The following is a 21775-nucleotide window of genomic DNA, read 5'->3' as shown; positions in this document are numbered from 1 at the left end:
TTCAATATCGTCCAGACGTGTTATTGGATAACAAATGGATAAGCCGAGGGTACCTTCAGAGCAACTTGAAGGATGGCAGAAAACGGACGAAGGAAAGGAACGACTATTCGACCTTGAAATTGCCCACGTTGATGGATATACACTTGTGTATGAAGATGAAAGACTACGAAGTCAAATCAAAAGACAGTCAGGTGATAATCTCTCACGTGTGTTCTTTGCGACAAAATTGAGCTTTTTTCCAAGACTTCCACCAGGTGCGGGGAGAATTATCAAGTCAAAGATTGTATCAGAAGTGAAGAAGTCCGTTGCTGAACGATTTCAGCAACAGGGCTTCGAGCAAATTGATACAGGAAAGTCCAAGAAAATGAGTGTTAACACCGGATCAAAAGCGACTCTCATTCCTTATACAGGGAGATACAACAGTGACACGGTGTTAGTACCAGCAGAAGGATACACGGGCGTTTGGAAAGATGAACGGTTTATTATTGCGGGAGGAGCATATCCAACAGACTTGGAGCTAGTTGGACTCGACGAAAATACAAAGCAGTATAGAGACGAATTACTGGAGTTGATTAGGTACACAGCCTAAAGGGAGACCAGTTGATTGTAGTTACAAAGAACTAGTGGCGGGCGAAGGTAATATATCCTGTATGACCAACGCCTCGGGTCGAAGGACGAGAGCCTCGATCGTCAAAGTCCATCTCGCGTTGGATTGTTTCTACAGTTTCAATATTTCGTAGCCCGACATCATTAGCAGTTTCAGCGACATTTCTAGCATCTTCAACAAATGGTGTATAAACAGCAATTGCTCCGCCTTCAGCAACTACGTCTGGAGCATGCTTTATTACCTCGGGGGCATCTGCAGTATCAAGCGTGAGTACATCATACTGGTCAGTAATTGCAGAGACTGCATCAACAATATCACCTGTCCGAACATCAACGCGATCAGAGACTCCACCAAGCTCCATATTCTCGCGCGCAACGTCAGCAAACTCTTGGTCAATTTCGTAAGTGGTCACGTATGCGCCAGAACGCGCGCAATATGCAGCAAGCACCCCAGTCCCAGTACCAGCATCAAGGACTCTGTCGCCTGTAGATACTCCAGTTTCTCCAAGGATAAGCCCAATATCTCGCGGGATCATTGGGGCACCGGTGCGTTCGAAATGCTCAAACAGATCAGGACCCCGAAGTTGTTGAGCAATGAATTCTTTACCCAGATGTGTCTCAACAGTATCTCCCGGGGAGATATCCTCAGGAAGTTCAAGGATTCCTAGATCCGTTTCTAGGGTATCCCCAGGATTAAGGAGGTATTCACGGTTCTCACGAACGAGTAATACGGTCACACTACTCCAATTCAGCGACGGCAGCAGCTAAGTCGCCGTCATTTTGTTTAAGCGCCTCGCGAGCTGTTTCCTCATCAACATCGGCTCGCATAGCAACCATTTCAACATCTTCATCAGGAATGTCGACTGTTTCGGTTTGGGTATCTGTGTCGGTACGGTCTCGTTCTTCGGGAGAACCAACAACCTGGTATGTATTTTGTCCTCGAGCGTCCATCTTCGTAACTTGTGGGGAGTCGAAAACAAGTTCCGTATCCTCATCAACACGAATAATTACTTCTGTTGCATCAACAGAATCAACATCGATTCCCATCTGTTTCATCATTTGTTCCATCTTGCGCGGATCTAGTCCGCCACCGCCGCCTCCGAACATATATAGTTGGAGGAGGCCCTCGGGCATATACCTAACGCAAAAGAGTAGCAAAAATGCAGAGGCAGTGCTATCCGGATCCTTCTCGGATTTTAACCGCCATCCCCGTCTTGAATGCCCGCATTGCATCAGCAGACAGTTCTGCACGGCCAACTCCAAGAAGTTCGTCATCATTAACGACAAGTACCTCGTCGCCATCTCGAACCTCGTCATTGACATCCGTTACGAACTTTGCAAACGCATTTTTCCCATCTTTGACATAGGGGACGCTTTCATTGCCTACGGTAACACAGTTGTTTAGCGGGGCCTGAGCGGCAAGAAGACGACGACCAGCAGCGACAGAAAGTGTAAACCGGCCATCGGTTCGCTGTGTAACAAGTCGGGTTTCTTCAGTGTGAACTTGTGAAATGCGATCAGATCGGGTTCGTCGGACACGTAATTCCGTCCGGTCCGGAAAAAGGGATTGACCAGCACCGCTGCCAAATTGATAGTCTGCAGTTGTTCGTATATGCTGGAACTCAGATTGTGTGAGGGATGTATCAGTCATAAAGTGCGTCCACTATTATTTATACATCAATTTGACATGGAGTGAGTAAAAGCGGTATGATTCGGGAAAGAGAAATCAAAAAAGACGGGTTGCCTTATTGCATCATTCGGATATTGAGCATCTTCCGAAGGATTTGAGAGAGGCTAATAGAGCAGACGATGTACCAGACAATCCAGCTCCGTAGGGGACCGATAATGCCGTCATTCCAATCTTCGATAGTACCAGCAATTGGGTACACAGCATCGAATTGTTCTTGCCCGATGGTTCCCTGTCCGGCCATCCACCAGATCCAAAGGAAAATTGGGATGACGAGAAGCATAATCCACGCCATTGGTCGAAACTGAGCTTTGAACATTTCGATCTGGTCGGTCATCATATCCATCTGCTTATCTTCAAAGTAATCGATTGCCTCCTCATCACCCGCTTCCTGTGCTTTTTGTTTTTTGTCCTGAATGGCATTCATACGGGTCCGGAATGCATCCATAATCTCTTCATCTACAAGGTGTGAATACAGTAGCGTTGAAAACAGCGCCGTGATCAGCGCTGCAATAAAGATCACCATGAAAAATGGGAGCGTATTAGCGAACGGTCCGAGGAAAATATCGACAGTACCGCCGATAAGGTTCTGTAAAGGATCAAAGTAGTATCCAATAATCATCACACCAGCGGTAGCCGCAGCTGCCTTGTCCCACTTGGTCCACCCAGTATCACCGAATTTGAGATCCGGCAGGTCAAGGTCGATTGCAGATTCAATGTCATCGGCACCAAGGATATCATCGACTTCATCCGGGTATCGAAATCGAAAACCATTCTCCGTGCTTTCGAGAATGCCAACTTCAATGATACGACCCCACTGACCGCTATCAATCTCTTCATTAACGTCTTCCCACGCAACTTCTCCATCATTTTCATCCGCAGCCTGCTTCACTGTGCGAAGAGCCTCTTCCATCTCTTCGCCATCTTCAAGCAAGTTGCGTACTTTCTCAGCTGTTCGTGGCATTATTTGACGGTAGACAACGTCGCTATTGAAGCCTTTTGCTTTCCTTACGAAAAAATCTGATTGCGGTCTACATGACAGGTCAAAGACCGCAAAGGTGCTCCTCTGGCGATCAGATAGCGATTAGAACTGTGCCTCTACAGCATCACAAAGGTCGGCCCATACTTCATCAGGAGCCTGTTCACCGTCAACAGTTACAAACGAGTCAGTATCCTCAAAGTACTCAACAACAGGCATTGTGTTTTCTTCAAAGACACGAAGACGTTCCTTTGCTGTCTCCTCTGTGTCATCATCACGCTGTATGAGATCGCTACCACACTCATCACAGATTCCCTCTTCTTCTGGCGGGTTGTATTCGACATGATAATTTGTACCGCAGTTATCACAGACACGGCGTCCAGTAAGTCGAGTTAGGAGTTCATCTTCACTTACCTCAAAGTAGACAACCGCATCAAGGTCAGTGATCGATTCCAAGTGCTCTGCCTGAGAAAGATTTCGAGGGTATCCATCAAGTACGAATCCGTCAGCATCAGCGAGCGCAGCTTCAACGATTTCGTCAACAACAGGATCAGGCACAAGTTCACCAGCCTCCATATACTCACGCGGAGTCCCGTACTCTGTTTCCATGTCTTTGTTATTACGGAGTGCGTCACCCGTTGTAATGTGATCAATATCGTACTCCTCAACGAGATTTGAACTCTGTGTTCCTTTACCTGCACCCGGTGCACCAAGCAATGTGAGCTTCGGTTTGCTCATATACTGAGTGATAGATACTACCTTATAGTTTTGTACGAATCGGCGGAGACTTGTATCAACAATAACAACCGAAAAAATATGTCACAGTTTGCCGGAAGCTCATCATCAGAACGACAGAGTTTGATTGTTGAGGCTATCGATGCGCATCGAGTTCGTGAAAGTCAGTATTGCACATTTGAAGCCGAACAAACAGAAGAAAAGACACTGGCATGGGTACAGTACCGAGCGGTTGATGGGTTGCTGAATCTTGATTGTACTCCAGAGGAGCGAGAGCAATTAACAGACGTGCTAGAGACGTATCCTGAACTCTCTATTACAGAGCAAACGCAACCAGAAGATGCAGAGGGAATCAATATCCGAATTCAAGGATACACAGATGACCAGCGTCTTGCAGAGTTTATCGATATAATTTTCCAACGTGTGTACGAGCAGGATGAGGACTATCGTCTTTGGGTAGCAGAAATCTAGCTAAAGCTATCAAACAAAAAGAATGGTTAGAAAGAAATAGTATAGGGTTGGAAGTTGTTATTCGTTGCCGAACATCTGGCGCATCATCGGATGCATCTCCATCATCTGCTCTTCGGCAATTTCCTCATAGAGTTTGTATGTAATTGAGACAGTCAGGAGTAGTCCCTCACCGGAGACGTTCCCAATGGTGCCAAGCATGTTTGCCAAGACAGCAAGGAATCCAACCAGAGCACCACCAAGAACGGTTACTTGTGGGATGTATCGCTCCATGACTTTCTCAACGACGCCGGTGTCCTGACGGAAGCCAGGAATTTGCATACCAGAGCGCTGGATTTGTTTTGCAGTTGATTCTGGTCCCATGTTCGTCGTTTCAACCCAGAAGATGGCAAATATTGCACCACCAACAATCATGAAGGTGAAGTCAAACCCTAAGCGGACAAGTGCCTGCCACCACTGGACATCCGCAGCAAGTTGTCCTGTCCACCACATCCAGTCTTCCGGCTGATAAACTGGAGACAAATAATAGAACAACCCACCATCAATCTGGCCTTCCGCTGTGTAGGAAGCAATCCACCCGGGTTGCGCTCCATCAAAGACTCGGTCGATGATCTGGCCAAGGAACTGAATGTTTGCTTGTACAGCACGGACCAGAATGACCGGCAGGACGCTTGCGTAGATGAGCTTCACTGGGAAGCGACCGCGCGCGCCCTTGACACGGGCATGGCTAAGTGGGATCTCCACCCGGACAGATTCAGAGTAGACGACAATCACGAAGACTAGAACTGTCGTGAGTAGCGGAACAATCTGTCCAGTGGTAAAGAGTAGTGTCCAGATACCTTCACTTGTTGTAAGCTGGACCTCAGTCTGTCCAGTAAGGATGCTGAACCAGTCAGCAAAGAATCCTTCTTCAAGACTGAGGAATCCACCGATGAGTCGTTGGCTGACACCAGCGACAATAAACAGACCGACACCGCTACCGACACCCCACTTTGAGATTACTTCATCCATGTACAGGATCATGGCCCCCCCAACAAAGATCTGGAGGACTAGCAGGAGCTCAACCATCCAGACAGGGAATCCAGCGACTGAGCCAGCCTGAAGGAATCCAGCATAGACCATCGGAATAGCGGTCAATAGCGTTACAACTAGCACTAAGACCTTCTGGAGCCCCTGATAAAGGACTTGGTCACGGGGGTCTGTAGTGTCAAGACCCAAGAGATTTGCCCCACTAAGTAACTGGAGTACGATGCTTGCAGTGACAATTGGGGCAATACCAACCTGCATCAGCGATCCTTGTTCACCGGCAAGGACAGTTCGGAATTCACCGAATAAGTCGACTTGGTCAGCCAGCCCCCATAGCCCGACGTTTGTCAGGAAGAAGTATAGGAGTAGTACGCCAGCCGTCCATCCCAGCTTTCGCCGGAATGGAACGTGGCTTTTAGGCTGGCGAACGACGGGCATTCGCGAAAGCGCCGGTTCAGCTGCCTCTTTCCATCCCATTGGTTAGTCCTGTTTTTCGTTTTCAGATACGTCTTCCGATTTTTCTTCAGCCCGATCAGAAAGGACTGCTTCTCCACCGGCGGACTCGATAAGTTCACGAGCACTGGCAGAGAAGGCATCAGCAATAACGGTGAGTTCTGATCGAACTTGGCCATTACCGAGAACCTTTACCGCGTCAGCTTCATATCCATCGTCCACAACATCTCGAGCATCAACTCGGTATCCGCTGTCGGTTTCCTCTGCAATATCTTCGGCAGCCAGAAGCGCAGCGTCTTCGTCCAGTGTCTGAACATCAACGGTTAAAACTTCATCTTGTGCTGCTTCTGGACGAGTAAAGCCATGCTTACCAAGAGGCTCGTAATTCTGCTTTTCGTGTTTGTCACGACCTGCTTTGCCACGGCCACCACGGTGGCCAGCGCCACGTCGATTCTTGTGTGAGCCACCACCGTGTGTTCGAGATCCGCGTTGACGTTTTTTCTTACTAGTCATTGTTATCGCATTGCCTCCAAGAGTTCGTCAATTTCCTCAGTGCTATGCTCTCCAATCTGTCCACCATCAGAGACCGGGTTCTTGACGCCATCGTGTCCACCACGAGGCGGGTGAAGCCGGAATACAGGAGAGATCCCCTGTTCCTGTGGTGTGGTTTCTTCAGCATGAAGTGCCTCTGCAAGGTCCGCTACGGAGTCATAGTCTGTATTCTCGTCTACCCACTCATCGTTAATATCTGCGTCGCCCTGATCGGGCTCACCACGACGGGTAAGCAGCATTTCAACTGCATCAACACTTGGTTCTCCGTATGCGATGTGATTATGTACCTTCGTAATCATACCACGGTAGCTCTCGGTTTCAGGTACCAGTGTGCAGTGATTCTGCTTATGAAGGTTGAGCATACGGAGCGTGTCGACCATCTCTTCACTGAGATCAATCTCGCCACGAAGTTGAATAACTGCTTGCATTATTCATTCACCTCTCTTTGTCGTGCTGGTGGTGTTCGTGACCGCGAAACGTTTTCAAGAGCGTTGAACGTTGCTTTAGCGAAGTTCACAGTTGTTCTAGTGCTGCCGTGACTCTTCGTCCAAGCATCTTCAATGCCCGCAAGTTCTAGAACTTTCTGTGCGGTCTCCGCCGCTGCAAGGCCAAGTCCTTGAGGAGCTGGGAATAGCTCGACAGTGACACTACCGGCAGTGCCAGTCGCCTTGCGTGCAAGCGAGTGGGTTCCACCAGGTCGATCTTCCCAGGACCCACTTCCCCGCTCAACGGAAATGATATTCTGCTTTGCAATACCTATCGCCTTCTGGATAGCAGCCCCGACCTGATCGTCGCGGCCTTCAGCATAGCCAACGTAGCCATCGCGATTGCCAATAACAACGACACAGCGGAACTTGACTCGTCGGCCAGAGTCAGTCATCCGCTGTACCATGTTGATATCAAGCACTTCATCCTCAAGATCAGGAAGAAGCTGATCAGCAATCTCAGGTTCCTTTATTGGAAGGCCTGAGTTGAGGGCCTCTTCCATGGTCTCAATTTCGCCTTCTTTGACTTTCCGGCCGAGCCGAGTTGTTGGCTGCCATCCGTCGTTCTGTTGTGCCGTGCTCATAGTTCAAGTAGCTTATCTCGGATTTCGTCAAAATGTTCTGGAAGTTCGGTCGCGTCAAACTCTCCACCGTACAACGCTTCATCAAGCTGTTCGGCGTACTCAGCGATGTGCTCACCGCGGTTTCGTCGCCACTCAGGCAACACGTCATCATTATGTGGAATCTCCAGTCCTGCATCAATTGCACCTTCTTGAACAGCGAACACCTTACTTCCTGGTGTAGCGCTGTTCAGTCCAATGTCAAGGACTGCTTCTTCGTATCCAGCCTCAAGTGCACGTTTGCCGGCAAGAAGGCCGGTTAGATATGCACTTGGAAGATTACCTGTCGGCGCTTCCCAACCATGCTCTGCAAGATCTTCGGACGATGCACTCACGACGGTGTTGTCGCTGTCCTGACCGAGAGTGATCAGCTGCGCCCTGACGTGCTTGTTAGAAACACGCGCCACAAGACGTGGCTTACCGGATTTCAACAGGCGCAACCTCTGATGGTAGTCGGTCCGGACCTCACGTCGCCGTCGCATCGGAACGTTATATCGTGGTCCTGTCGCCATTATGCGTCACCTCGAATAGATTGTCGATCAAGTTCAATGTCATACGTTTCTTCAATGTAATTCAGCAGTCGACGGACATCTGGGAACTCTCCACCGCGGGACTTTCGGTACAGTTCGCGATACTGAGACGGATTAATTATCCCATCGTCGCGGAGGTTCCGGAGTGTCTGTCGCTGCGCACGAGCTTTTCGTCGCCACTGATCCTTGGAGTCTTGACGAGCACCAGCTTTACCTTTGCGGGATCCAGGCCCCTTCTTGTGGCCGTATGCGCGCTTATCAGCTCGCTCTCGTGCTCGGCCTCGGGAGTTCCCGGATGCTGATTTTGCTTTGATGGTACCATCATCGACCAACTCTTGGATGTCTTCGCGTGTAATTGCATCAGCAAGCTCATCTTGTGCATCTGGATCAAGCCAGACACGGTTTTTACCGACGCCAAGGACGTCAGCCGCAAGACGTTTCTGTGCGCTCAGATCAGTCATGTTTCAGTCACCTCGACTTCTTCGTAAGTTGGATTGAGAACGCGGATTTCCATCTCCTCTGCTCGTTCTTCAATGCGTTCTCGCTTTCGACCACCAACAGATGATCCAATCCGGACAGCTTCTTTGTCTGGATTAATATCATCAAGCTCAGATGGTGTGTGAATCAGCACTTCTTCAAATCCGCTTGGATGTTTGCCGCGCACCGCCTTTGGGGTTCGGAACCCAGGCTTGACGGTGTCACCTTTGCCTTTGATGGATCGTCGCTGCTTCGAAAGATCACCACGAGGACGCCGCCAAGATGTCGGAACTCGCTTTTTCTTGTGGTGGTCTTGACGGTTGAATTTTGGCTGACTTGTCGAAGCACGTTCATTTAGGAGTCGCTCTTCTTCATCAGACAATTCAGGAGTTTTGTCGACAAGTCCCCGTGGCTGAAGTTCCGTTTCGACATCTTCTGGAACTTCTTCCTCTTCTTCTACATCTTCTTCAGTATCCTCAATTTCGGCTTCCGTCTCTTCGGAGACTTCGATATCTCCGATATCAGCCTTAATACGAGCAGCAAGTGCCGTTCCGACACCATCAACTTCAGCAAGTTCATCCTGAGACGCTGCTTTGAGATCTTCAATTGTCTCGTAGCCAGCCTCTCGAAGCGACTCTGCTTTCGCGTCGCCAACACCGCTAATCTGTGTGAGATCTTCGTCGGGCATTTATGCACCACCTTTTCCTGGTTTTTTCGTAATGTAAATTCCGTCCTGGAAAACACGGACGTCTTTGTCATTGACTCTCGTCATCTGTTCAATGTCAGCTGCTGTCTGACCAACGGCTTCCTTATCTGGACCGCGTACATGCAACATCTCATCATCTACCTCGACTTCGGTGTGTTCACCGTGAATGTCGATGTGCCGAGGCGACTTTTCACCAAGGAAATTCTCAATAACTACCTGGTCGCCTTCAACAGAAACCTGCATTGGGAAGTGGTTATAGTACACTTCCATCTCGTACTCCCATCCGTTAGTCACACCTTCAAACATATTTCGGATGTGACTCTCGAAGGTACCTACAGTTGCCTGTGACTCGGCGTCATCGCTCTCAGCCTCGATGACAATTGCACTGTCATCGACGGACACCGAAACATCTGGGTACCAGAGTCGTCGAGTGACTTCGCCGTTTGGCCCAGATACAGTCAGATCAAGGTGATCGACCTCTGCGCTGACTTCATCCGGAATTTGTAGTTCTGTTCGAATCATTGTTTTAGTATACGTATGCAATCACTTGGCCTCCGATGCCTTGTTCACGAGCCTCGTAGTGACTCATGATTCCATGGCTTGTCGTTATGATGAGCGCACCATAGTCTCGAGCAGGGAGATAGCGCTTCTCCCATTTTTCGAATTCATCGGAACCAACAGAGTATCGGGGCTTAACGGGCCCACACTCGTTGATTGCGCCTTTTAGTTCGACCTCGAACTGACCGGACTTACCGTCATCGATATACTCGAATCCAGCAATGTACCCTCGGTCGTAGAGGACCTCAAGTACGCTGCCGATCTCGTTCGAGGCGGGCGATACTGTATACGTCAAGTGACCAACGCTCTCAGCGTTATCCAACCCAGAGAGAGCGTTGCTGAGTGGTGTGTCTGATGTCATGATTACCTGTACTTCTTGAATCCCATATCTCGGGCGACTTCGCGGAAGCACTGCCGACAGAGCCAAATATCATATTTTCCAACCAATCCCTGCTTACGACCACATCGTTTGCAGGTCCGTAGCTGCTCGGTGCGCTTCGCGGCTTTTTCGCCTGTTTCTGTGCTTTCAGTCATCGGTTACCTCCACGTCGAACTCTTGTTCGAGGAAAACAACTGCATCTTCGGAATTCAGACGGTGATCCGACGGAATCGATCGCGTTTTCTGATCTCGTTGTGAGACACGATACCCCGGCCGGACCAGGTTGACAGTCACATCGAGACCAAAAATCCCGATGTTTGGATCATATTCCTGACCCGGGAAGTCGGTGTGTTCTTCAATTCCGAAGCTCACGTTTCCGGTCTCATCGAACTGTGAAGATGACAGATCAGCAATTGGAAGAGCCGTCTCAAGGAATTCGTGAGCTTGGTCACCACGAAGGGTTACCTTTGCACCGATCGGATCTCCCCGGCGGATGTCAAAGTCTGGTTCAGATATCTTCGCCTGAGTTCGGACAGGCGTTTGTCCAGTAACATCTTCAAGGATTTCCTCAGCATTGTTTAGCTCGCGACCTCCTTCACCAACACCCATGTGAACGACTACTTTCTCAACGTTTGGTGTACGCATTTCGTGGAATTCGGACTCACTCATGCGTCGTCACCTCCTTCGATGAAGTTTTCGTCAATGACAACAACGTATTCTTCAATTGTCTCAAAGCGTTCACCGTCAAGATCCTCGACCACGACAATGTTGTCAGCGCTACCAGAAGTTACTTCAATATTGATTATCTCACCAATTCGACCGGCGTGCGCTCCTTCAACGGATGTCACGAGTGCACCTTCCTCGTATGGGAAGTGCGCTACAATCTCGTTATTATCATTCTGAAGGACAAGAGAGTCCTTCGGACTGTACCCCTCGGAGTCAACGAGAAGCGTTTGCCCGTCATGAAGGGTCAACTGGGTGTTTCCACCAGGAACGTGTCGCTTACCAACAATCCGGCCGAGTTTGCTTGCTGCAGCATCGGCGTCAATTGGTGTAAGCGAAAGTCGTCCGCCCTCGTCTGGGAAAATACGGTAATATTCGTCGCGCTCCTCGAATTGGAGGATGTCGAACATTCCAACTGGACGGCCTTCATCCTGAATTTCATCGCCGTTGACCTTGACATTGCCTTCACTAATAGCGTATCTGGCCTCCTTCGTAGAGTCGACATATCCGAGCACATCCCGTAGTACAATGACTAACGGAACGCCGGATTCGCCGTGGGGACCAGCATCTGCTTTGACAGTGAAAGTATCCGTCTTACGGTCGACGGGCCACGCTTTTGGAACCGAAAGTCGTTTTTGATGGTTAGTCATTCATTCTCACCTTCTTCACTGCTAATGCGCGCTTCACGTTCTGGATCCCGGTCAAGTTCGAGATCAGTGACACGGAGATTTGATGCGTCAACAGGTCGAGGAACCTGCTCTCCGTCTGCTGTCTCGACAGTTACTTCTTCAACATGAACGACGGCATCCTTCAGATCGACATTAACAACTTCACCCTCATGGCCAGCGTGGTCACCACGCATGACTTCAACCGTGTCGCCTACATTGACTCGGACGCTTCGTGTGTCATACTCATCGCGAAGCTCCTGCGAAAGCGTTGCGCGGAGCTGCTTATGCCGCTTGTGAAGCGGTGCGCTTTCTACCTCTTTTCGCTGTTTGTGTGGTTGCTTGCTCATACTATCATCGTAGCTGTGCTTGCGATAGTTCCGAATCGTTCCGCTACTTCTCGGGCAACTGGGCCTTTAATCTCGGTACCGCGTGGTTCTTCATTGTCGTCAATAATGACAGCTGCATTGTCTTCGAATTTGACGCGGCGTCCATCTGGCCGACGAATCGGCTTACGCTGACGAATAATTACGGCTTCAAGAACTTGGCGTCGCATTTCCGGCGTACCCTTCGTTACAGAGACCGTGATTTTGTCGCCAAGCCCGGCTTTCGGGTGTCGGTTAAGTGTCCCCGAGTAACCGTGTGTACTAACGACTTTAAGCTCACGGGCTCCAGTATTGTCAGCGCAATTCAACAACGAACCCTTCTCAAGTCCCTGTGTTACATCTGCGTTAATTGCTTCCATTATTGTTCACCTCCACTGTCGTCGTCTGAGGACTGTACCTCAACAACGACATGCGATTTTGTCTTTGAGAGCGGGCGACATTCAGCTATCTTCACTTCATCACCAACAGACAGTCCCGAAAGTACGCCCGGCACGTGTGCCGGAATTCGAGACCGTCGTTTCATGTACCGGTCGTATTTCGGTACATAGACATCATACTCTCGCTCTACAACGACTGTCTTCTCCATGTCCGTTGAGACGACTTCTCCTTCTAGGGTTTGACCCCGAACAGAGAGCTCGCCATAAAACGGACACTTCTCATAATCGTATTCCTCCGTGTTTTCTGGTTCCGGAGGGGTTGTTACATCTAATCCGATTCCCATAATGTATCACCTTGTGTTTCCGTTCGTTGTGCGGGTCGTGAGAGCAATCGCTCGCCATCCACCGTAACGTAGGCCACATCCTCGCCGTTCAGTTTGGATGTGGTCCTCGAGTCCTCTCGGAACTCGACGGATTCATCTGGGAGCGTGAATTTGAACGTAACGGATTGTTTTGGCACCTGACAAACCTGAGACGCATCCTCAATGGATAGAGTCTGTTTTGTCTCATTGACCACTTCTCCTTGAATTCCGATGTAAGATTTATCGGCAGCATCGACTACCTCAACCTGCAAGCCAATGAGTTCATGTCGCGGAAGCGTCTCAGGAGTCAGGGGCATTATTCTAGATCACCCTCCTCTCGTTGGATGGTCTTAATCCGTGCGATCGCTCGTCGAATCTCTTTGATCCGACCTGGATCCTCCGGAGCACCACCAGCGGCCTGAACGGCCTTCGAGTTGAGCAACTCAGTCTCAAGTTCCTCAAGTTCCGCTTCTCGTTCTGCTGGCGTCATGTCCCGGATTTCAGATGGATGCAGGATTGTCATTGTGCATCACCTGGCTCATCATCCATGTCACTCATAAGATCCTCTGCCTCTTCTTCGATATCTTCATCGAGTTCTTCCAATTCTTCTTCGATATCCTCTTCTCCGGATGGAAGATCCGGATCAGAGAACTCTTCTTCAGACGCAACTTCTTCTTCAAGTACCTCTTCAGCTGGAGGCTCTTCTTCTGGTTCGGCTTCCTGTGCAGCCGTTTCGAGTTCTTCAACTTCTTCTTCATCGACGTCATCGACAAGTAGGTCTTCAACACCTTCTGCTTCAGCGTCTTCCGGCTCTAGGTCACTCGTATCAGCGTCTTCAGCGACTTGGAAGTCGTCTGGCAACTGAGCATTCGGTGGAATAATCTTGACATTAACACCGATGGTTCCGAGCTTTAGGACAGCAACAGACTGTCCAAAGTCGACAATCTCCTCTGCTGGCTCACCATTATGTTTGATGTATCCGGCAGAGAACTTTTCGACACGAGCTCGAGCACCAGTTACCTTTCCGGATAGGACGATCTCGGCACCAAGCGCGCCAGCGTCCATAATTCGCTCAAGTGTCGTGTGGCCAGCCTTTCGGAAGTACCAACCACGTTCTAGTGCGTTTGCAAGCCGGTCAGCGACAATTCGAGCATTGAGATCAGGTTCTTCTACCTCTTGAACATCTACTTGTGGATCTTCAAGTCCGAATTGTTCTTCAAGCTCGGTGGTGATTTTTCGGATATTCTCGCCACCCTTTCCGATGACCATCCCTGGCTTTTCAGCCTTGAGGACGATTTGAGTTCCCATCGGCGTCTTGGCAACATCCATTCCGCCGTATCCAGCTCGACCAAGTTCTTCATCGAAGAATTCGTCAATCTGAGATCGTTGCAGTCCGTCGTGGATAAATTGTTGTTCATCCGCCATTATTCTTCACCTCCTTCTTCGGAGTCATCTTCTTGCTCTTCAAGGACGAGCTCAACGTCGACCTCTGGCGTATTCCAATCCGATGCCCGACCCATTGCTCGGGGCTTTCGGCCTTGGATTTCGCCTACCTTATGTGCAGCAACGTGAGAGACGATCATCGATTCACCGTCAAATCCTCGATGGTCAGCATTTGCAATGCCGTTCTTGAGAAGATCAAGGAAAGCCTCACTTGCTTTTTCAGGATATCGACCAGCGTCCCAGCCATCGATATCAGATCGATGACCGACACCGCTGTTGTGCTCTTTGAATGGTACCGACTGCTCGCCTGCAATGACATCTTCAAGATACTCGTATGCCTCTCCGGCAGTCATGCCCTTGATAGCACGAGCAATTGCCTTGCTGTGCTTTGGACTGATATGCCGTTCCCGGAGCATCGCTTTGGCGTTGACCTCCGGATCTGTTTCAACACTGTAATTAATTCCCATATCCGATCACCTCACTTCAGTGGTACAAACTTCGACGATCGAGTCGCACCAATTCCTGCCTGACCGTGTTCAACTGTCTGTCGGGTGAGCTGGAACTCACCGAGATAGTGGCCAATCATTTCCGGCTCAACCTTAACGCGGTTGAATTCCTGCCCATCATGGACAGCGAATGTCAAGCCAACAAACTCCGGCAGGATCGGCATGTTCCGGAGATGAGTCCGGACCGGATCTTGTGCCGATTCTTCTTCTGTGGTGGACCGAGCCTCATCGAGGAGCTTTTGTCGCTCACCATCGAGGCCTCGTTTGATAGTTCGCCGCTGTCGAGCGGGAAGCAGTTCCGCGACTTCTTCTAGATTCATATCCTGCAACTCATCAAGCGTGTAACCACGGTAAGTGAATTCCTCATCACCGCGGCCGGTTCGGTACTCCGTGCTCATTCGTTACCCCCTCGGCCAGTTCGCCGAGAGCTAATATCCCCGACTTTGCGCCCTGGAGGCGCGTTGCGGGAAACGCTTTTTGGACGACCAGGATGCTGACGGCCACCACCACCAAATGGGTGGTCAACGGCATTCATCGCAACACCACGAACGCGTGGCCAGACAGTCGCTCGAGACTGTACCTTGTGGTGTTTCTTACCAGCTTTGACAACTGGTTTATCAGTTCGGCCACCACCAGCGACAACACCGATTGTTGCCCGACAATCTGGGTTCAGGCGTTTGACATCGTCACTTGGGAGCTGCACAACAGCTGCATCTCGATCATGAGTGACCAGCCGAGCACTAACACCACTTGCTCTGGCGAACTTGCCACCGTCACCTGGTTTTGATTCTACGTTACAGACCGGAACACCTTCTGGAATCTCACGAAGTGGGAGCGTGTTACCGGGCTCAATTGATGCAGAGATACCAACCTCAAGCGTGTCACCAACACCAACACTCTCCGGTGCGATGACCAATCGCTGGTCTCCGTCTTCAAACTCAACGGCCGCAACTGGTGCAGCACGCGTTGGATCGTGCTCAATGTCAACAACCTCGCCGGCAACGAGATCTGCATCTTCAGCGTTTTTATGGTTCTTTTCAGAGCGATACCGATGGGAAGGAGCGCGGAATGTTGAACCGCCCCGTCCACGTCGTTGTCCTCGGATACGTCGTCCCATAATTAGAACACCCCAATTCTGGATGCTACTTCAGCAGCGTCATCTTCTTCGGAGAGTTCAACAATTGCTTTCTTATAGCCGTCCATTGTGAAATGCGCGTTGACACCGACTACTTCAACGTCAAACCGCTCAGATACGGCGTCTGCAATTTCAGGTTTGGACGCGTTCTCGTGAACAGCAAATTGCAACTTGTTCTCAAAGTCCATGTCATTCATCGCTTTCTCTGTTACAAGTGGATGGATGATGACGCTATCAGTCATCGTTCGTTCACCTCTTCGATGGCACTTTCAGTATAGACAGTCAGTCGACCCGGATGCGTTCCCGGCGCCAGATCTTCGGCGTTAACTTCAGCAGCGGTCGCAACATCTGCACCAGCAAGGTTTCGTGCTGCTCGTGATGGTCCCGCATCGTTTGAAGTTACGAAGAGGATTGACGCTGGGGTCTTCTGCTTTCGGCCGCGAGTCTTACCGCGTCCGGACCGAACGGTTCGACCTTCGTCAGCCCGAGTAACATCTGCGTGAATTCCAACTTCTTCGAGGAATTCAACAACTTCTCGGGTCTTGTGTAGTTCTTCAAACTCATCTCCAACAACTATCGGTGTTTCGACATCATCATCAAATTCATGGCCACGTTCTCGAACAACTTCGGTGTCCGCTGTTGCTGCAATAGCTGAGCGGACTGCCTGTTTTCGCTCTTTGTCATTTACAGACAGTGAGCGATCTTTCTCAGCTTTTGGTGGGTGTGCTTTTCGTCCACCAACTGCCTGTGGAACACGGGCAGCTTCGCCGTTGATTCGTGGAACGTGGGCCATGCCGCGTCCACTTCCCGGTGATTCAGCCGGGGTTCGAAGGCCTGCATACTCGTCAGCACCGTAGTCTTGTTTTCGGTTTGCCTGGGCAGCAAGGACAGCGCGTTGGATCAAATCCGGCCGTACTGTCGTTTCAAATACTTCCGGCAGTTCAACAGTCCCCGCGTCCTCGCCGTCCAGATCATATAATTTTGCCTGCATAATTTATCCCTGATTTGATGCTGTAGAGACATACCGCACCTCTGGATCGAGGCGGGGTTGGTCACTTGGCCGGATAGCCGGACGGAAGCGAACAAGTCGCTTCTCCGGTCCCGGCAGCGATCCTTTAACCAGCGCATAAGATCCATCGACTTCTCCGTAGTTCACGAACCCTCCATCAGGAGTTACCTCATCATCGCCGTTTCCAATCTGGAGAAGTCGCTTGTTTAGCTCAGTACGCTGGTGGTATCCGGTCTGTCCCTGCTGTGGGACTGTCGACCGAACACGGGATGGGTTCCACGGACCAAGGTTACCGATCCGACGACGCCATCCTTGGCGTTTGTGCTTGCCTTTTCGTTTCTGAACGCCCCATCGCTTGACGGGACCTTGGGTACCTTTACCCTGTGTTACACCAGAAACGTCCATATACTCACCAGCACGGAACACATCGTTCATCGAGTGTTCACCACCGTCTTCAACCAACTGTAGTCCGTAGTCGACTCGGTCGGAAATAGATCCACCACCAACTCGAGTCTCCATGATATGTGGACGTTTCTGTGGGACACCGTCAACTACCTTCGGCTTCGTGTGCGTAATCATTCGCACTTCATCAACATTTCCAGCATCAACGGCTGATTGAATCTCGCCAACACCGGCGTCAAAGTCGGCGTCCTCTGGGATGCTGACTGCATCCCGTAGTTCCTCATTTACTTCGGGACTCCACACTTCTGTCAGTGGTCGGAGTCCGTAAGCTGTATCCTCGTACGCCCGCAGGGCGGCCGCATGCATCGGCGGCGTTTCCACGATGGTAACCGGCACAGTTTCTTCCATTCCCTCATTTGGGGAATTCGACCGATCGTTGATCATTACCACGTGGCTCATGCCTGCCTTATATCCGGCGAAGCCCTGTAGCGTCGGCTGTCCATCTGATTCCGGCCACGAATTAAACCGCGGTACTTGTGACTCCGCGCGTTTTCGTGGGCCGAAACCCATCGAGCCTTTTCGTGGTCTGTTTGGTTCTGGCATTGTTTCACTCCGTAAGTGTTAGAGAAGCAAGCGATGCGAAGATTGCTTCTTCTGTTCGCACCGTTCTGCTTCCCTGATTTGGGATCGTATTTACCCATCGGTCGAACCCCTGGGCGGGGTCGCCATCGGCCACATCGTCGATATCAATCCCGAAGATGTCCGGAAGTCCCCGCTGTGGAGCGCCAAACGCGATTGTGAGACCTCGTTGGCTGATCTCCGACGTTAACTCGTCGAGAGTATCAACGGTCAAATCCTGGCCATACCGAGACGCTGCAATGCAGAGTCCCGTATCGGACCAGCTGAGAGCTTCCGGGAGGTCCGCACGATAAACTTGAAAGCCCGAAACGGGCTCGTCAGCAAGTTTCGCGCGGACGGGTCGTCGCGAAGAGACCCTGACGGTTACGCGCTCTCCCTCCTGTACCGACATTTTTGACGGCACGGGGAGCGAGATCGGGTGTTGCAGGCCGCAATTGACCCGAACGCGCCCATCAGGTCCGACCTCGGTCACGATTCCCTGTCTTAACGACCCCGGATCACTTGATCCAGAGCCGGTCTGCGACAAGGCGTGAAGCGGCGGCAAAACGCCCGCATACTCCAGTTCGTCCCGCGTACCCCATACCTCCTTTCGGAGGTCTGGAGGCGTCGCGGCATACCGCAAGACAGTTTCAACGAACCCACCGCCCCAATATTTCTCGCCTTCCCGATCTGGGAAGATGATTACTTGATCAACGCGAAATATTGTTGCTGCCCGCGCGATTGTACCGAGTTTGCGAGTTGCCTCGCGCTTGTCTTCGGTTTCGCGGACAAGGGACGATGGAATGAGTATACTGACTGTCACGCCGTTGCACTTTCACGCCTCGCCACTAGACTGTATCGATATGATTCCAGACGTGATCATAAAAACATAGCGGTAATATCGTAGAGTGTGAGCGGTTAACAGACATGATTTTACCGGATACAGAGGATAAACATTGATTGGACAGGCAAGCAGTTATCATATATGGCAGGATTTTCAGATCGCGTCGAGCAAGTTTCAATCAGCGGAATCCGAGAAGTATTCGAGGCAGCGAGCGACGATGCAATTAATCTGGGACTTGGACAACCGGATTTTCCTACACCAGAACACGCTAGAGAAGCAGCCTTACAGGCAATAAAAGAGAAGAAAGTAGACGGATATACCTCAAATAAAGGAACACAATCACTTCGGAAAGCAATCGCCGGACGGTATCAAGAAGATCGGAATCTAACGATTGATCCAGAGCAAATTATTGCTACATCCGGTGGCAGCGAAGCACTACATCTTGCTCTTGAAGCACACGTGAGCGCTGGAGAAGAAGTGTTGATCCCTGACCCAGGGTTTGTATCATACAGTGCACTAACGAAACTTGCTGGCGGTAATCCTGTTCCGGTAGAATTACAGGATGACCTCACGCTTGATCCATCCACGGTTGAGGAGCGAATTACGGAGGACACAGCTGCGTTCATTGTTAATAGTCCGGCTAATCCAACTGGGGCCGTGCAGACAAAGGAAGACATGAAAGAATTCGCCCGAATCGCAGACGAGTATGACGTTCTCTGCCTTTCAGATGAAGTATATGAATATATTGTTTTCGAAGGAGAACACTGCTCACCACTGAAGTTTTCGGAATCAGACAATGTCGTAGTAGTTTCAGCGTGTTCAAAAACATACTCAATGACAGGTTGGCGTCTTGGATGGGTGCTTGGATCAGAACGTCGGATTGAGCGTATGCTTCGAGTACACCAATACGCACAGGCATGTGCAAGTGCCCCAGCGCAGTATGCGGCTGAAGGAGCACTATCAGGCCCGCAAGACCCGGTTGATGAAATGGTTGAGGCGTTCGAGCAACGGAGAAACGTTTTGCTTGATGGACTCGAAGATATGGGGCTTGAAACGCCAACACCAAAAGGAGCTTTCTATGCAATGCCTAATGTCCCAGAAGGATGGGTTGATGCAGTACTGGAAAGCGGCGTTATTGTAGTTCCAGGTGACGCATTCGGAGAAAATGGAACTGGCTCGGCCCGAATTTCATATGCAACTGGAATAGAGGATCTAAAATCAGCAATTGAAACTATGCGGTCAGTAACAAACGACTTTCAGTAGAACTCCGCCCATATAGTACTAAATCTCAAGGTTTGATCCAAGCTTGACTTTCCATCCCGCACTGAGTAGGATATCATTAACCGTGAGAGTTCTTTTCTGATGAAGTCTCACTTCAAACTAGATAGCGAGGCGGATTCCCGCCCCACCGTGCGCGGGGCAATTGACTGTAGCTACACAATTGTCATAAAGACAGTAAGATACCGACAATTACCTCTATTTTGAGTATGAGTACTCACAAAGTGTCGATAGATGCAACGGTAGGGGGAATGGCAACAGTTAACAAAGTGGAACACATATAGAAGTATGACTGCAAACAAATACAGTCTGTCTGAAGAATATGACCGGAAACGCTGATCACGATACTAATGCAGGAGAAACGCCTCCGACTACTTCACTTGATGAGGACCGATACGCATCGGTCGCTGTAGATCATGAGGAAACAATTATATATGACCGAGAAGTCGAAGAGGCTTGGATTCAAGCGGATGTAGCTAAGTCGTTGCACGAATTGCAATAATCACGCGGTACTAACAATTTGTATTACATCGCCTTCTGATAGCTCGTATTCATCACTGATGTCTCGATTTTCTCGAGCATCAACCGCATGCAAGTATCCATCTCCAATGTCACTGTGAATAGCATAAGCCAAGTCTCGGGGCGTTGACCCAGACCGGAGCAAGTGAGCGTCAGGTAAGACATTTCCTTGTCCGTCAGTCCACCGTGATGCGTTTTCAACAGGATATACGGTTACTTGATCAAGAATATCGTACACAGCCGCGTTGAGCGCACGCTGAACACCGGTTCCGTTATGCTTATCGATGAGTTCAGACAAATCGTCTAGCGCTTTTTGTTGTTGTTGGTTAATTTCAGAGGAAATAGTAAATGCTGAATCACCGGGATCATACGAAATGATGTTGTTCTCGCGCGCGCGCCTGAGGGCAAGCTCACCTTCAGCAGTTGTTGGGACAACTTGACGGTCAAGATCAAGTAGACGTTCAATATAGTCTTGTGGGGCAATATCGATTTTATTTGCAGCAATGAGAATAGGCTTAGTTCGTTTCTGAACCTCTGCTCCGAGTGCATGAAGCGTTTCTCGATCCCATTCACGAGGGTCATCCGGATACGCAATCGCACGTAAACAACGAGCAACATCCGCTTCTGTTGCGCCTAGTCCGGTAAGGAGTTCAGTGATTGCATCATCAATAGAGAAATCGGGAGAGCGAGATTGTCGTTCGACAGTTTCCCAGTTCCGGTCAAGGATGTCAGTCATCCATTCGACAAGTTCTGTTTGGATGAAGTCGATTTCATCAATTGGATCATAACTGCCAATTTCATCTGGTTCTCCAGATGCGTTTGTTGCGCCAGCAGCATCGATAACATTGATGATCACATCTGCATTCGTTAGTTCATCAAGAAACTGATTGCCAAGCCCTTTCCCTTCATGTGCCCCCGGGACTAATCCGGCAACGTCAATCAACTCAATTGGGACATAGCGTTTACCATTAATACACTGGTCGCTATTGCAGCGTTCAGAAAGATCAGTACATGGACACTCAGTCCGGACGTGAGCAACTCCACGATTGGCATCAATTGTTGTAAATGGGTAATTGGCTACATCAACATCATCCCGAGTGACAGCCTCGAAGAAGGTTGATTTCCCAGCACTGGGTTTACCAGCAAGAGCAACAGTAATCATTGCTCAAGAATCTGTAGAGTGAGGCAAACTGCCTTTCGGTATTGGTTGGTAATCAGATTGTTTTTGATTACTGATATCCAAATAA

35 protein-coding genes are annotated in these 21775 nt (G+C 49.9%); 4 read left to right on the top strand and 31 right to left on the bottom strand.

Annotated features, from left to right (window positions below; translation table 11 throughout):
• Window positions 1-34 precede the first annotated feature (34 nt).
• Window positions 35-589 carry a DUF6517 family protein gene (locus K0C01_RS06755; RefSeq protein WP_221168966.1) on the top strand — a complete coding sequence of 185 codons (555 nt, stop codon included), beginning with the start codon at window positions 35-37 and terminating at the stop codon, window positions 587-589.
• 31 nt (window positions 590-620) lie between these two features.
• Here the strand turns inward: K0C01_RS06755 and K0C01_RS06750 are convergent, their stop codons facing one another.
• The 5 genes from K0C01_RS06750 to K0C01_RS06730 form a co-directional block, all read right to left on the bottom strand.
• Window positions 621-1343: a tRNA (adenine-N1)-methyltransferase gene (locus K0C01_RS06750; protein ID WP_259372353.1), complete on the bottom strand. Its 723-nt coding sequence runs from the start codon at window positions 1341-1343 to the stop codon at window positions 621-623.
• 1 nt (window position 1344) lies between these two features.
• Window positions 1345-1713 carry a nascent polypeptide-associated complex protein gene (locus K0C01_RS06745; protein WP_221168965.1) on the bottom strand — a complete coding sequence of 123 codons (369 nt, stop codon included), beginning with the start codon at window positions 1711-1713 and terminating at the stop codon, window positions 1345-1347.
• Between the two features lie 67 nt (window positions 1714-1780).
• Window positions 1781-2257 (bottom strand): PUA domain-containing protein, encoded by a 477-nt coding sequence (locus K0C01_RS06740; protein ID WP_221168964.1) that lies wholly within the window; start codon window positions 2255-2257, stop codon window positions 1781-1783.
• 94 nt (window positions 2258-2351) lie between these two features.
• A complete protein-coding gene (locus K0C01_RS06735) occupies window positions 2352-3257 on the bottom strand; it encodes a DUF106 domain-containing protein (RefSeq protein ID WP_221168963.1) in 906 nt (301 codons plus the stop codon).
• Between the two features lie 120 nt (window positions 3258-3377).
• Window positions 3378-4010 carry an adenylate kinase gene (locus tag K0C01_RS06730; RefSeq protein WP_221168962.1) on the bottom strand — a complete coding sequence of 211 codons (633 nt, stop codon included), beginning with the start codon at window positions 4008-4010 and terminating at the stop codon, window positions 3378-3380.
• A 78-nt stretch (window positions 4011-4088) separates the two neighbouring features.
• Between K0C01_RS06730 and K0C01_RS06725 the strand changes: the two genes are divergently transcribed.
• Window positions 4089-4478, top strand: a complete 390-nt coding sequence (locus K0C01_RS06725; protein WP_221168961.1) for a DUF7975 family protein — start codon at window positions 4089-4091, stop codon at window positions 4476-4478.
• Window positions 4479-4535: 57 nt separating this feature from the next.
• Here K0C01_RS06725 and secY read toward each other — a convergent pair whose 3' ends face one another.
• Genes secY through K0C01_RS06600 form a run of 25 tightly spaced genes read right to left on the bottom strand, consistent with a single transcriptional unit; the run spans window position 4536 to window position 18710 of the window.
• The gene (gene secY, locus K0C01_RS06720; RefSeq protein ID WP_221168960.1) at window positions 4536-5978 is read right to left on the bottom strand and encodes a preprotein translocase subunit SecY; all 1443 of its coding nucleotides are present in this window, start codon (window positions 5976-5978) and stop codon (window positions 4536-4538) included.
• 3 nt (window positions 5979-5981) lie between these two features.
• Entirely contained in the window at window positions 5982-6467 is a 486-nt protein-coding gene (locus K0C01_RS06715) for an uL15m family ribosomal protein (protein ID WP_221168959.1), read from the bottom strand.
• A gap of 2 nt (window positions 6468-6469) precedes the next feature.
• Window positions 6470-6934 (bottom strand): 50S ribosomal protein L30, encoded by a 465-nt coding sequence (rpmD, locus tag K0C01_RS06710; RefSeq protein ID WP_221168958.1) that lies wholly within the window; start codon window positions 6932-6934, stop codon window positions 6470-6472.
• A complete protein-coding gene (locus K0C01_RS06705) occupies window positions 6934-7575 on the bottom strand; it encodes a 30S ribosomal protein S5 (protein ID WP_221168957.1) in 642 nt (213 codons plus the stop codon). Before K0C01_RS06705 ends, rpmD begins: the two co-directional genes overlap by 1 nt.
• Window positions 7572-8123: a 50S ribosomal protein L18 gene (locus K0C01_RS06700; RefSeq protein ID WP_221168956.1), complete on the bottom strand. Its 552-nt coding sequence runs from the start codon at window positions 8121-8123 to the stop codon at window positions 7572-7574. The genes K0C01_RS06705 and K0C01_RS06700 overlap by 4 nt, the downstream gene beginning before the upstream one ends.
• A complete protein-coding gene (locus K0C01_RS06695) occupies window positions 8123-8602 on the bottom strand; it encodes a 50S ribosomal protein L19e (RefSeq protein WP_221168955.1) in 480 nt (159 codons plus the stop codon). Before K0C01_RS06695 ends, K0C01_RS06700 begins: the two co-directional genes overlap by 1 nt.
• Window positions 8599-9306, bottom strand: coding sequence for a 50S ribosomal protein L32e (locus K0C01_RS06690; RefSeq protein WP_221168954.1), 708 nt, complete (start codon window positions 9304-9306; stop codon window positions 8599-8601). Before K0C01_RS06690 ends, K0C01_RS06695 begins: the two co-directional genes overlap by 4 nt.
• On the bottom strand, window positions 9307-9846 hold the full coding sequence (locus K0C01_RS06685; protein ID WP_259372352.1) for a 50S ribosomal protein L6: 540 nt from the start codon (window positions 9844-9846) through the stop codon (window positions 9307-9309). It lies immediately after the preceding gene.
• A gap of 4 nt (window positions 9847-9850) precedes the next feature.
• Window positions 9851-10243 carry a 30S ribosomal protein S8 gene (locus tag K0C01_RS06680; protein WP_221168953.1) on the bottom strand — a complete coding sequence of 131 codons (393 nt, stop codon included), beginning with the start codon at window positions 10241-10243 and terminating at the stop codon, window positions 9851-9853.
• Window positions 10244-10245: 2 nt separating this feature from the next.
• On the bottom strand, window positions 10246-10416 hold the full coding sequence (locus K0C01_RS06675) for a 30S ribosomal protein S14 (protein ID WP_221168952.1): 171 nt from the start codon (window positions 10414-10416) through the stop codon (window positions 10246-10248).
• Complete coding sequence (locus K0C01_RS06670; RefSeq protein ID WP_221168951.1) at window positions 10409-10930, bottom strand: 50S ribosomal protein L5; 522 nt, start codon at window positions 10928-10930, stop codon at window positions 10409-10411. The genes K0C01_RS06675 and K0C01_RS06670 overlap by 8 nt, the downstream gene beginning before the upstream one ends.
• A complete protein-coding gene (locus tag K0C01_RS06665; RefSeq protein WP_221168950.1) occupies window positions 10927-11634 on the bottom strand; it encodes a 30S ribosomal protein S4e in 708 nt (235 codons plus the stop codon). Before K0C01_RS06665 ends, K0C01_RS06670 begins: the two co-directional genes overlap by 4 nt.
• Complete coding sequence (gene rplX, locus K0C01_RS06660) at window positions 11631-11999, bottom strand: 50S ribosomal protein L24 (protein WP_221168949.1); 369 nt, start codon at window positions 11997-11999, stop codon at window positions 11631-11633. Before rplX ends, K0C01_RS06665 begins: the two co-directional genes overlap by 4 nt.
• Window positions 11996-12394 carry a 50S ribosomal protein L14 gene (locus tag K0C01_RS06655; protein ID WP_221168948.1) on the bottom strand — a complete coding sequence of 133 codons (399 nt, stop codon included), beginning with the start codon at window positions 12392-12394 and terminating at the stop codon, window positions 11996-11998. Before K0C01_RS06655 ends, rplX begins: the two co-directional genes overlap by 4 nt.
• Window positions 12394-12756, bottom strand: coding sequence for a 30S ribosomal protein S17 (locus K0C01_RS06650; protein WP_221168947.1), 363 nt, complete (start codon window positions 12754-12756; stop codon window positions 12394-12396). The genes K0C01_RS06655 and K0C01_RS06650 overlap by 1 nt, the downstream gene beginning before the upstream one ends.
• On the bottom strand, window positions 12741-13091 hold the full coding sequence (locus K0C01_RS06645; protein WP_221168946.1) for a ribonuclease P protein component 1: 351 nt from the start codon (window positions 13089-13091) through the stop codon (window positions 12741-12743). Before K0C01_RS06645 ends, K0C01_RS06650 begins: the two co-directional genes overlap by 16 nt.
• Window positions 13091-13297: a 50S ribosomal protein L29 gene (gene rpmC, locus K0C01_RS06640; protein WP_221168945.1), complete on the bottom strand. Its 207-nt coding sequence runs from the start codon at window positions 13295-13297 to the stop codon at window positions 13091-13093. The genes K0C01_RS06645 and rpmC overlap by 1 nt, the downstream gene beginning before the upstream one ends.
• Window positions 13294-14199 carry a 30S ribosomal protein S3 gene (locus K0C01_RS06635; RefSeq protein WP_221168944.1) on the bottom strand — a complete coding sequence of 302 codons (906 nt, stop codon included), beginning with the start codon at window positions 14197-14199 and terminating at the stop codon, window positions 13294-13296. Before K0C01_RS06635 ends, rpmC begins: the two co-directional genes overlap by 4 nt.
• Window positions 14199-14684, bottom strand: a complete 486-nt coding sequence (locus K0C01_RS06630) for a 50S ribosomal protein L22 (protein ID WP_221168943.1) — start codon at window positions 14682-14684, stop codon at window positions 14199-14201. The genes K0C01_RS06635 and K0C01_RS06630 overlap by 1 nt, the downstream gene beginning before the upstream one ends.
• An 11-nt stretch (window positions 14685-14695) precedes the next feature.
• The gene (locus K0C01_RS06625) at window positions 14696-15121 is read right to left on the bottom strand and encodes a 30S ribosomal protein S19 (RefSeq protein WP_221168942.1); all 426 of its coding nucleotides are present in this window, start codon (window positions 15119-15121) and stop codon (window positions 14696-14698) included.
• Window positions 15118-15840: a 50S ribosomal protein L2 gene (locus K0C01_RS06620; protein WP_221168941.1), complete on the bottom strand. Its 723-nt coding sequence runs from the start codon at window positions 15838-15840 to the stop codon at window positions 15118-15120. Before K0C01_RS06620 ends, K0C01_RS06625 begins: the two co-directional genes overlap by 4 nt.
• Window positions 15841-15842: 2 nt before the next feature.
• On the bottom strand, window positions 15843-16100 hold the full coding sequence (locus K0C01_RS06615; protein WP_221168940.1) for a 50S ribosomal protein L23: 258 nt from the start codon (window positions 16098-16100) through the stop codon (window positions 15843-15845).
• Window positions 16097-16849 carry a 50S ribosomal protein L4 gene (rpl4p, locus tag K0C01_RS06610; RefSeq protein ID WP_221168939.1) on the bottom strand — a complete coding sequence of 251 codons (753 nt, stop codon included), beginning with the start codon at window positions 16847-16849 and terminating at the stop codon, window positions 16097-16099. Before rpl4p ends, K0C01_RS06615 begins: the two co-directional genes overlap by 4 nt.
• Window positions 16850-16852: 3 nt before the next feature.
• Window positions 16853-17872, bottom strand: coding sequence for a 50S ribosomal protein L3 (locus K0C01_RS06605; RefSeq protein ID WP_221168938.1), 1020 nt, complete (start codon window positions 17870-17872; stop codon window positions 16853-16855).
• Between the two features lie 4 nt (window positions 17873-17876).
• A complete protein-coding gene (locus tag K0C01_RS06600; RefSeq protein ID WP_221168937.1) occupies window positions 17877-18710 on the bottom strand; it encodes a putative RNA uridine N3 methyltransferase in 834 nt (277 codons plus the stop codon).
• A gap of 162 nt (window positions 18711-18872) precedes the next feature.
• Here K0C01_RS06600 and K0C01_RS06595 point away from each other — a divergent pair, with 162 nt between their 5' ends.
• Together K0C01_RS06595 and K0C01_RS06590 are read left to right on the top strand one after the other, a co-directional pair.
• A complete protein-coding gene (locus K0C01_RS06595) occupies window positions 18873-19994 on the top strand; it encodes a pyridoxal phosphate-dependent aminotransferase (protein WP_221168936.1) in 1122 nt (373 codons plus the stop codon).
• A 337-nt stretch (window positions 19995-20331) separates the two neighbouring features.
• Window positions 20332-20511 (top strand): hypothetical protein, encoded by a 180-nt coding sequence (locus tag K0C01_RS06590; RefSeq protein ID WP_221168935.1) that lies wholly within the window; start codon window positions 20332-20334, stop codon window positions 20509-20511.
• On the opposite strand, the gene K0C01_RS06585 is transcribed toward K0C01_RS06590, so the two are convergent.
• The gene (locus K0C01_RS06585; protein ID WP_221168934.1) at window positions 20512-21690 is read right to left on the bottom strand and encodes a redox-regulated ATPase YchF; all 1179 of its coding nucleotides are present in this window, start codon (window positions 21688-21690) and stop codon (window positions 20512-20514) included. It abuts the gene before it with no gap.
• Window positions 21691-21775 lie beyond the last annotated feature (85 nt).

Origin of the sequence: Salinarchaeum sp. IM2453 (assembly GCF_019693215.1) — an archaeon.
Lineage (GTDB): Archaea > Halobacteriota > Halobacteria > Halobacteriales > Salinarchaeaceae > IM2453.
The sequence above is the reverse complement of the archived record's forward strand: the minus strand, read 5'-3'. Positions and strand labels throughout refer to the sequence as shown.

Excerpts from the sequence above, each read along its gene's own strand:
- K0C01_RS06755 (WP_221168966.1), top strand. The coding sequence starts at position 35 with ATGGATAAGCCGAGGGTACCTTCAGAGCAACTTGAAGGATGGCAGAAA.
- K0C01_RS06745 (WP_221168965.1), bottom strand. The coding sequence starts at position 1,713 with ATGTTCGGAGGCGGCGGTGGCGGACTAGATCCGCGCAAGATGGAACAA.
- K0C01_RS06740 (WP_221168964.1), bottom strand. The coding sequence starts at position 2,257 with ATGACTGATACATCCCTCACACAATCTGAGTTCCAGCATATACGAACA.
- K0C01_RS06735 (WP_221168963.1), bottom strand. The coding sequence starts at position 3,257 with ATGCCACGAACAGCTGAGAAAGTACGCAACTTGCTTGAAGATGGCGAA.
- K0C01_RS06730 (WP_221168962.1), bottom strand. The coding sequence starts at position 4,010 with ATGAGCAAACCGAAGCTCACATTGCTTGGTGCACCGGGTGCAGGTAAA.
- K0C01_RS06725 (WP_221168961.1), top strand. The coding sequence starts at position 4,089 with ATGTCACAGTTTGCCGGAAGCTCATCATCAGAACGACAGAGTTTGATT.
- secY (WP_221168960.1), bottom strand. The coding sequence starts at position 5,978 with ATGGGATGGAAAGAGGCAGCTGAACCGGCGCTTTCGCGAATGCCCGTC.
- K0C01_RS06715 (WP_221168959.1), bottom strand. The coding sequence starts at position 6,467 with ATGACTAGTAAGAAAAAACGTCAACGCGGATCTCGAACACACGGTGGT.
- rpmD (WP_221168958.1), bottom strand. The coding sequence starts at position 6,934 with ATGCAAGCAGTTATTCAACTTCGTGGCGAGATTGATCTCAGTGAAGAG.
- K0C01_RS06705 (WP_221168957.1), bottom strand. The coding sequence starts at position 7,575 with ATGAGCACGGCACAACAGAACGACGGATGGCAGCCAACAACTCGGCTC.
- K0C01_RS06700 (WP_221168956.1), bottom strand. The coding sequence starts at position 8,123 with ATGGCGACAGGACCACGATATAACGTTCCGATGCGACGGCGACGTGAG.
- K0C01_RS06695 (WP_221168955.1), bottom strand. The coding sequence starts at position 8,602 with ATGACTGATCTGAGCGCACAGAAACGTCTTGCGGCTGACGTCCTTGGC.
- K0C01_RS06690 (WP_221168954.1), bottom strand. The coding sequence starts at position 9,306 with ATGCCCGACGAAGATCTCACACAGATTAGCGGTGTTGGCGACGCGAAA.
- K0C01_RS06685 (WP_259372352.1), bottom strand. The coding sequence starts at position 9,846 with ATGATTCGAACAGAACTACAAATTCCGGATGAAGTCAGCGCAGAGGTC.
- K0C01_RS06680 (WP_221168953.1), bottom strand. The coding sequence starts at position 10,243 with ATGACATCAGACACACCACTCAGCAACGCTCTCTCTGGGTTGGATAAC.
- K0C01_RS06675 (WP_221168952.1), bottom strand. The coding sequence starts at position 10,416 with ATGACTGAAAGCACAGAAACAGGCGAAAAAGCCGCGAAGCGCACCGAG.
- K0C01_RS06670 (WP_221168951.1), bottom strand. The coding sequence starts at position 10,930 with ATGAGTGAGTCCGAATTCCACGAAATGCGTACACCAAACGTTGAGAAA.
- K0C01_RS06665 (WP_221168950.1), bottom strand. The coding sequence starts at position 11,634 with ATGACTAACCATCAAAAACGACTTTCGGTTCCAAAAGCGTGGCCCGTC.
- rplX (WP_221168949.1), bottom strand. The coding sequence starts at position 11,999 with ATGAGCAAGCAACCACACAAACAGCGAAAAGAGGTAGAAAGCGCACCG.
- K0C01_RS06655 (WP_221168948.1), bottom strand. The coding sequence starts at position 12,394 with ATGGAAGCAATTAACGCAGATGTAACACAGGGACTTGAGAAGGGTTCG.
- K0C01_RS06650 (WP_221168947.1), bottom strand. The coding sequence starts at position 12,756 with ATGGGAATCGGATTAGATGTAACAACCCCTCCGGAACCAGAAAACACG.
- K0C01_RS06645 (WP_221168946.1), bottom strand. The coding sequence starts at position 13,091 with ATGCCCCTGACTCCTGAGACGCTTCCGCGACATGAACTCATTGGCTTG.
- rpmC (WP_221168945.1), bottom strand. The coding sequence starts at position 13,297 with ATGACAATCCTGCATCCATCTGAAATCCGGGACATGACGCCAGCAGAA.
- K0C01_RS06635 (WP_221168944.1), bottom strand. The coding sequence starts at position 14,199 with ATGGCGGATGAACAACAATTTATCCACGACGGACTGCAACGATCTCAG.
- K0C01_RS06630 (WP_221168943.1), bottom strand. The coding sequence starts at position 14,684 with ATGGGAATTAATTACAGTGTTGAAACAGATCCGGAGGTCAACGCCAAA.
- K0C01_RS06625 (WP_221168942.1), bottom strand. The coding sequence starts at position 15,121 with ATGAGCACGGAGTACCGAACCGGCCGCGGTGATGAGGAATTCACTTAC.
- K0C01_RS06620 (WP_221168941.1), bottom strand. The coding sequence starts at position 15,840 with ATGGGACGACGTATCCGAGGACAACGACGTGGACGGGGCGGTTCAACA.
- K0C01_RS06615 (WP_221168940.1), bottom strand. The coding sequence starts at position 16,100 with ATGACTGATAGCGTCATCATCCATCCACTTGTAACAGAGAAAGCGATG.
- rpl4p (WP_221168939.1), bottom strand. The coding sequence starts at position 16,849 with ATGCAGGCAAAATTATATGATCTGGACGGCGAGGACGCGGGGACTGTT.
- K0C01_RS06605 (WP_221168938.1), bottom strand. The coding sequence starts at position 17,872 with ATGCCAGAACCAAACAGACCACGAAAAGGCTCGATGGGTTTCGGCCCA.
- K0C01_RS06595 (WP_221168936.1), top strand. The coding sequence starts at position 18,873 with ATGGCAGGATTTTCAGATCGCGTCGAGCAAGTTTCAATCAGCGGAATC.
- K0C01_RS06590 (WP_221168935.1), top strand. The coding sequence starts at position 20,332 with ATGACCGGAAACGCTGATCACGATACTAATGCAGGAGAAACGCCTCCG.
- K0C01_RS06585 (WP_221168934.1), bottom strand. The coding sequence starts at position 21,690 with ATGATTACTGTTGCTCTTGCTGGTAAACCCAGTGCTGGGAAATCAACC.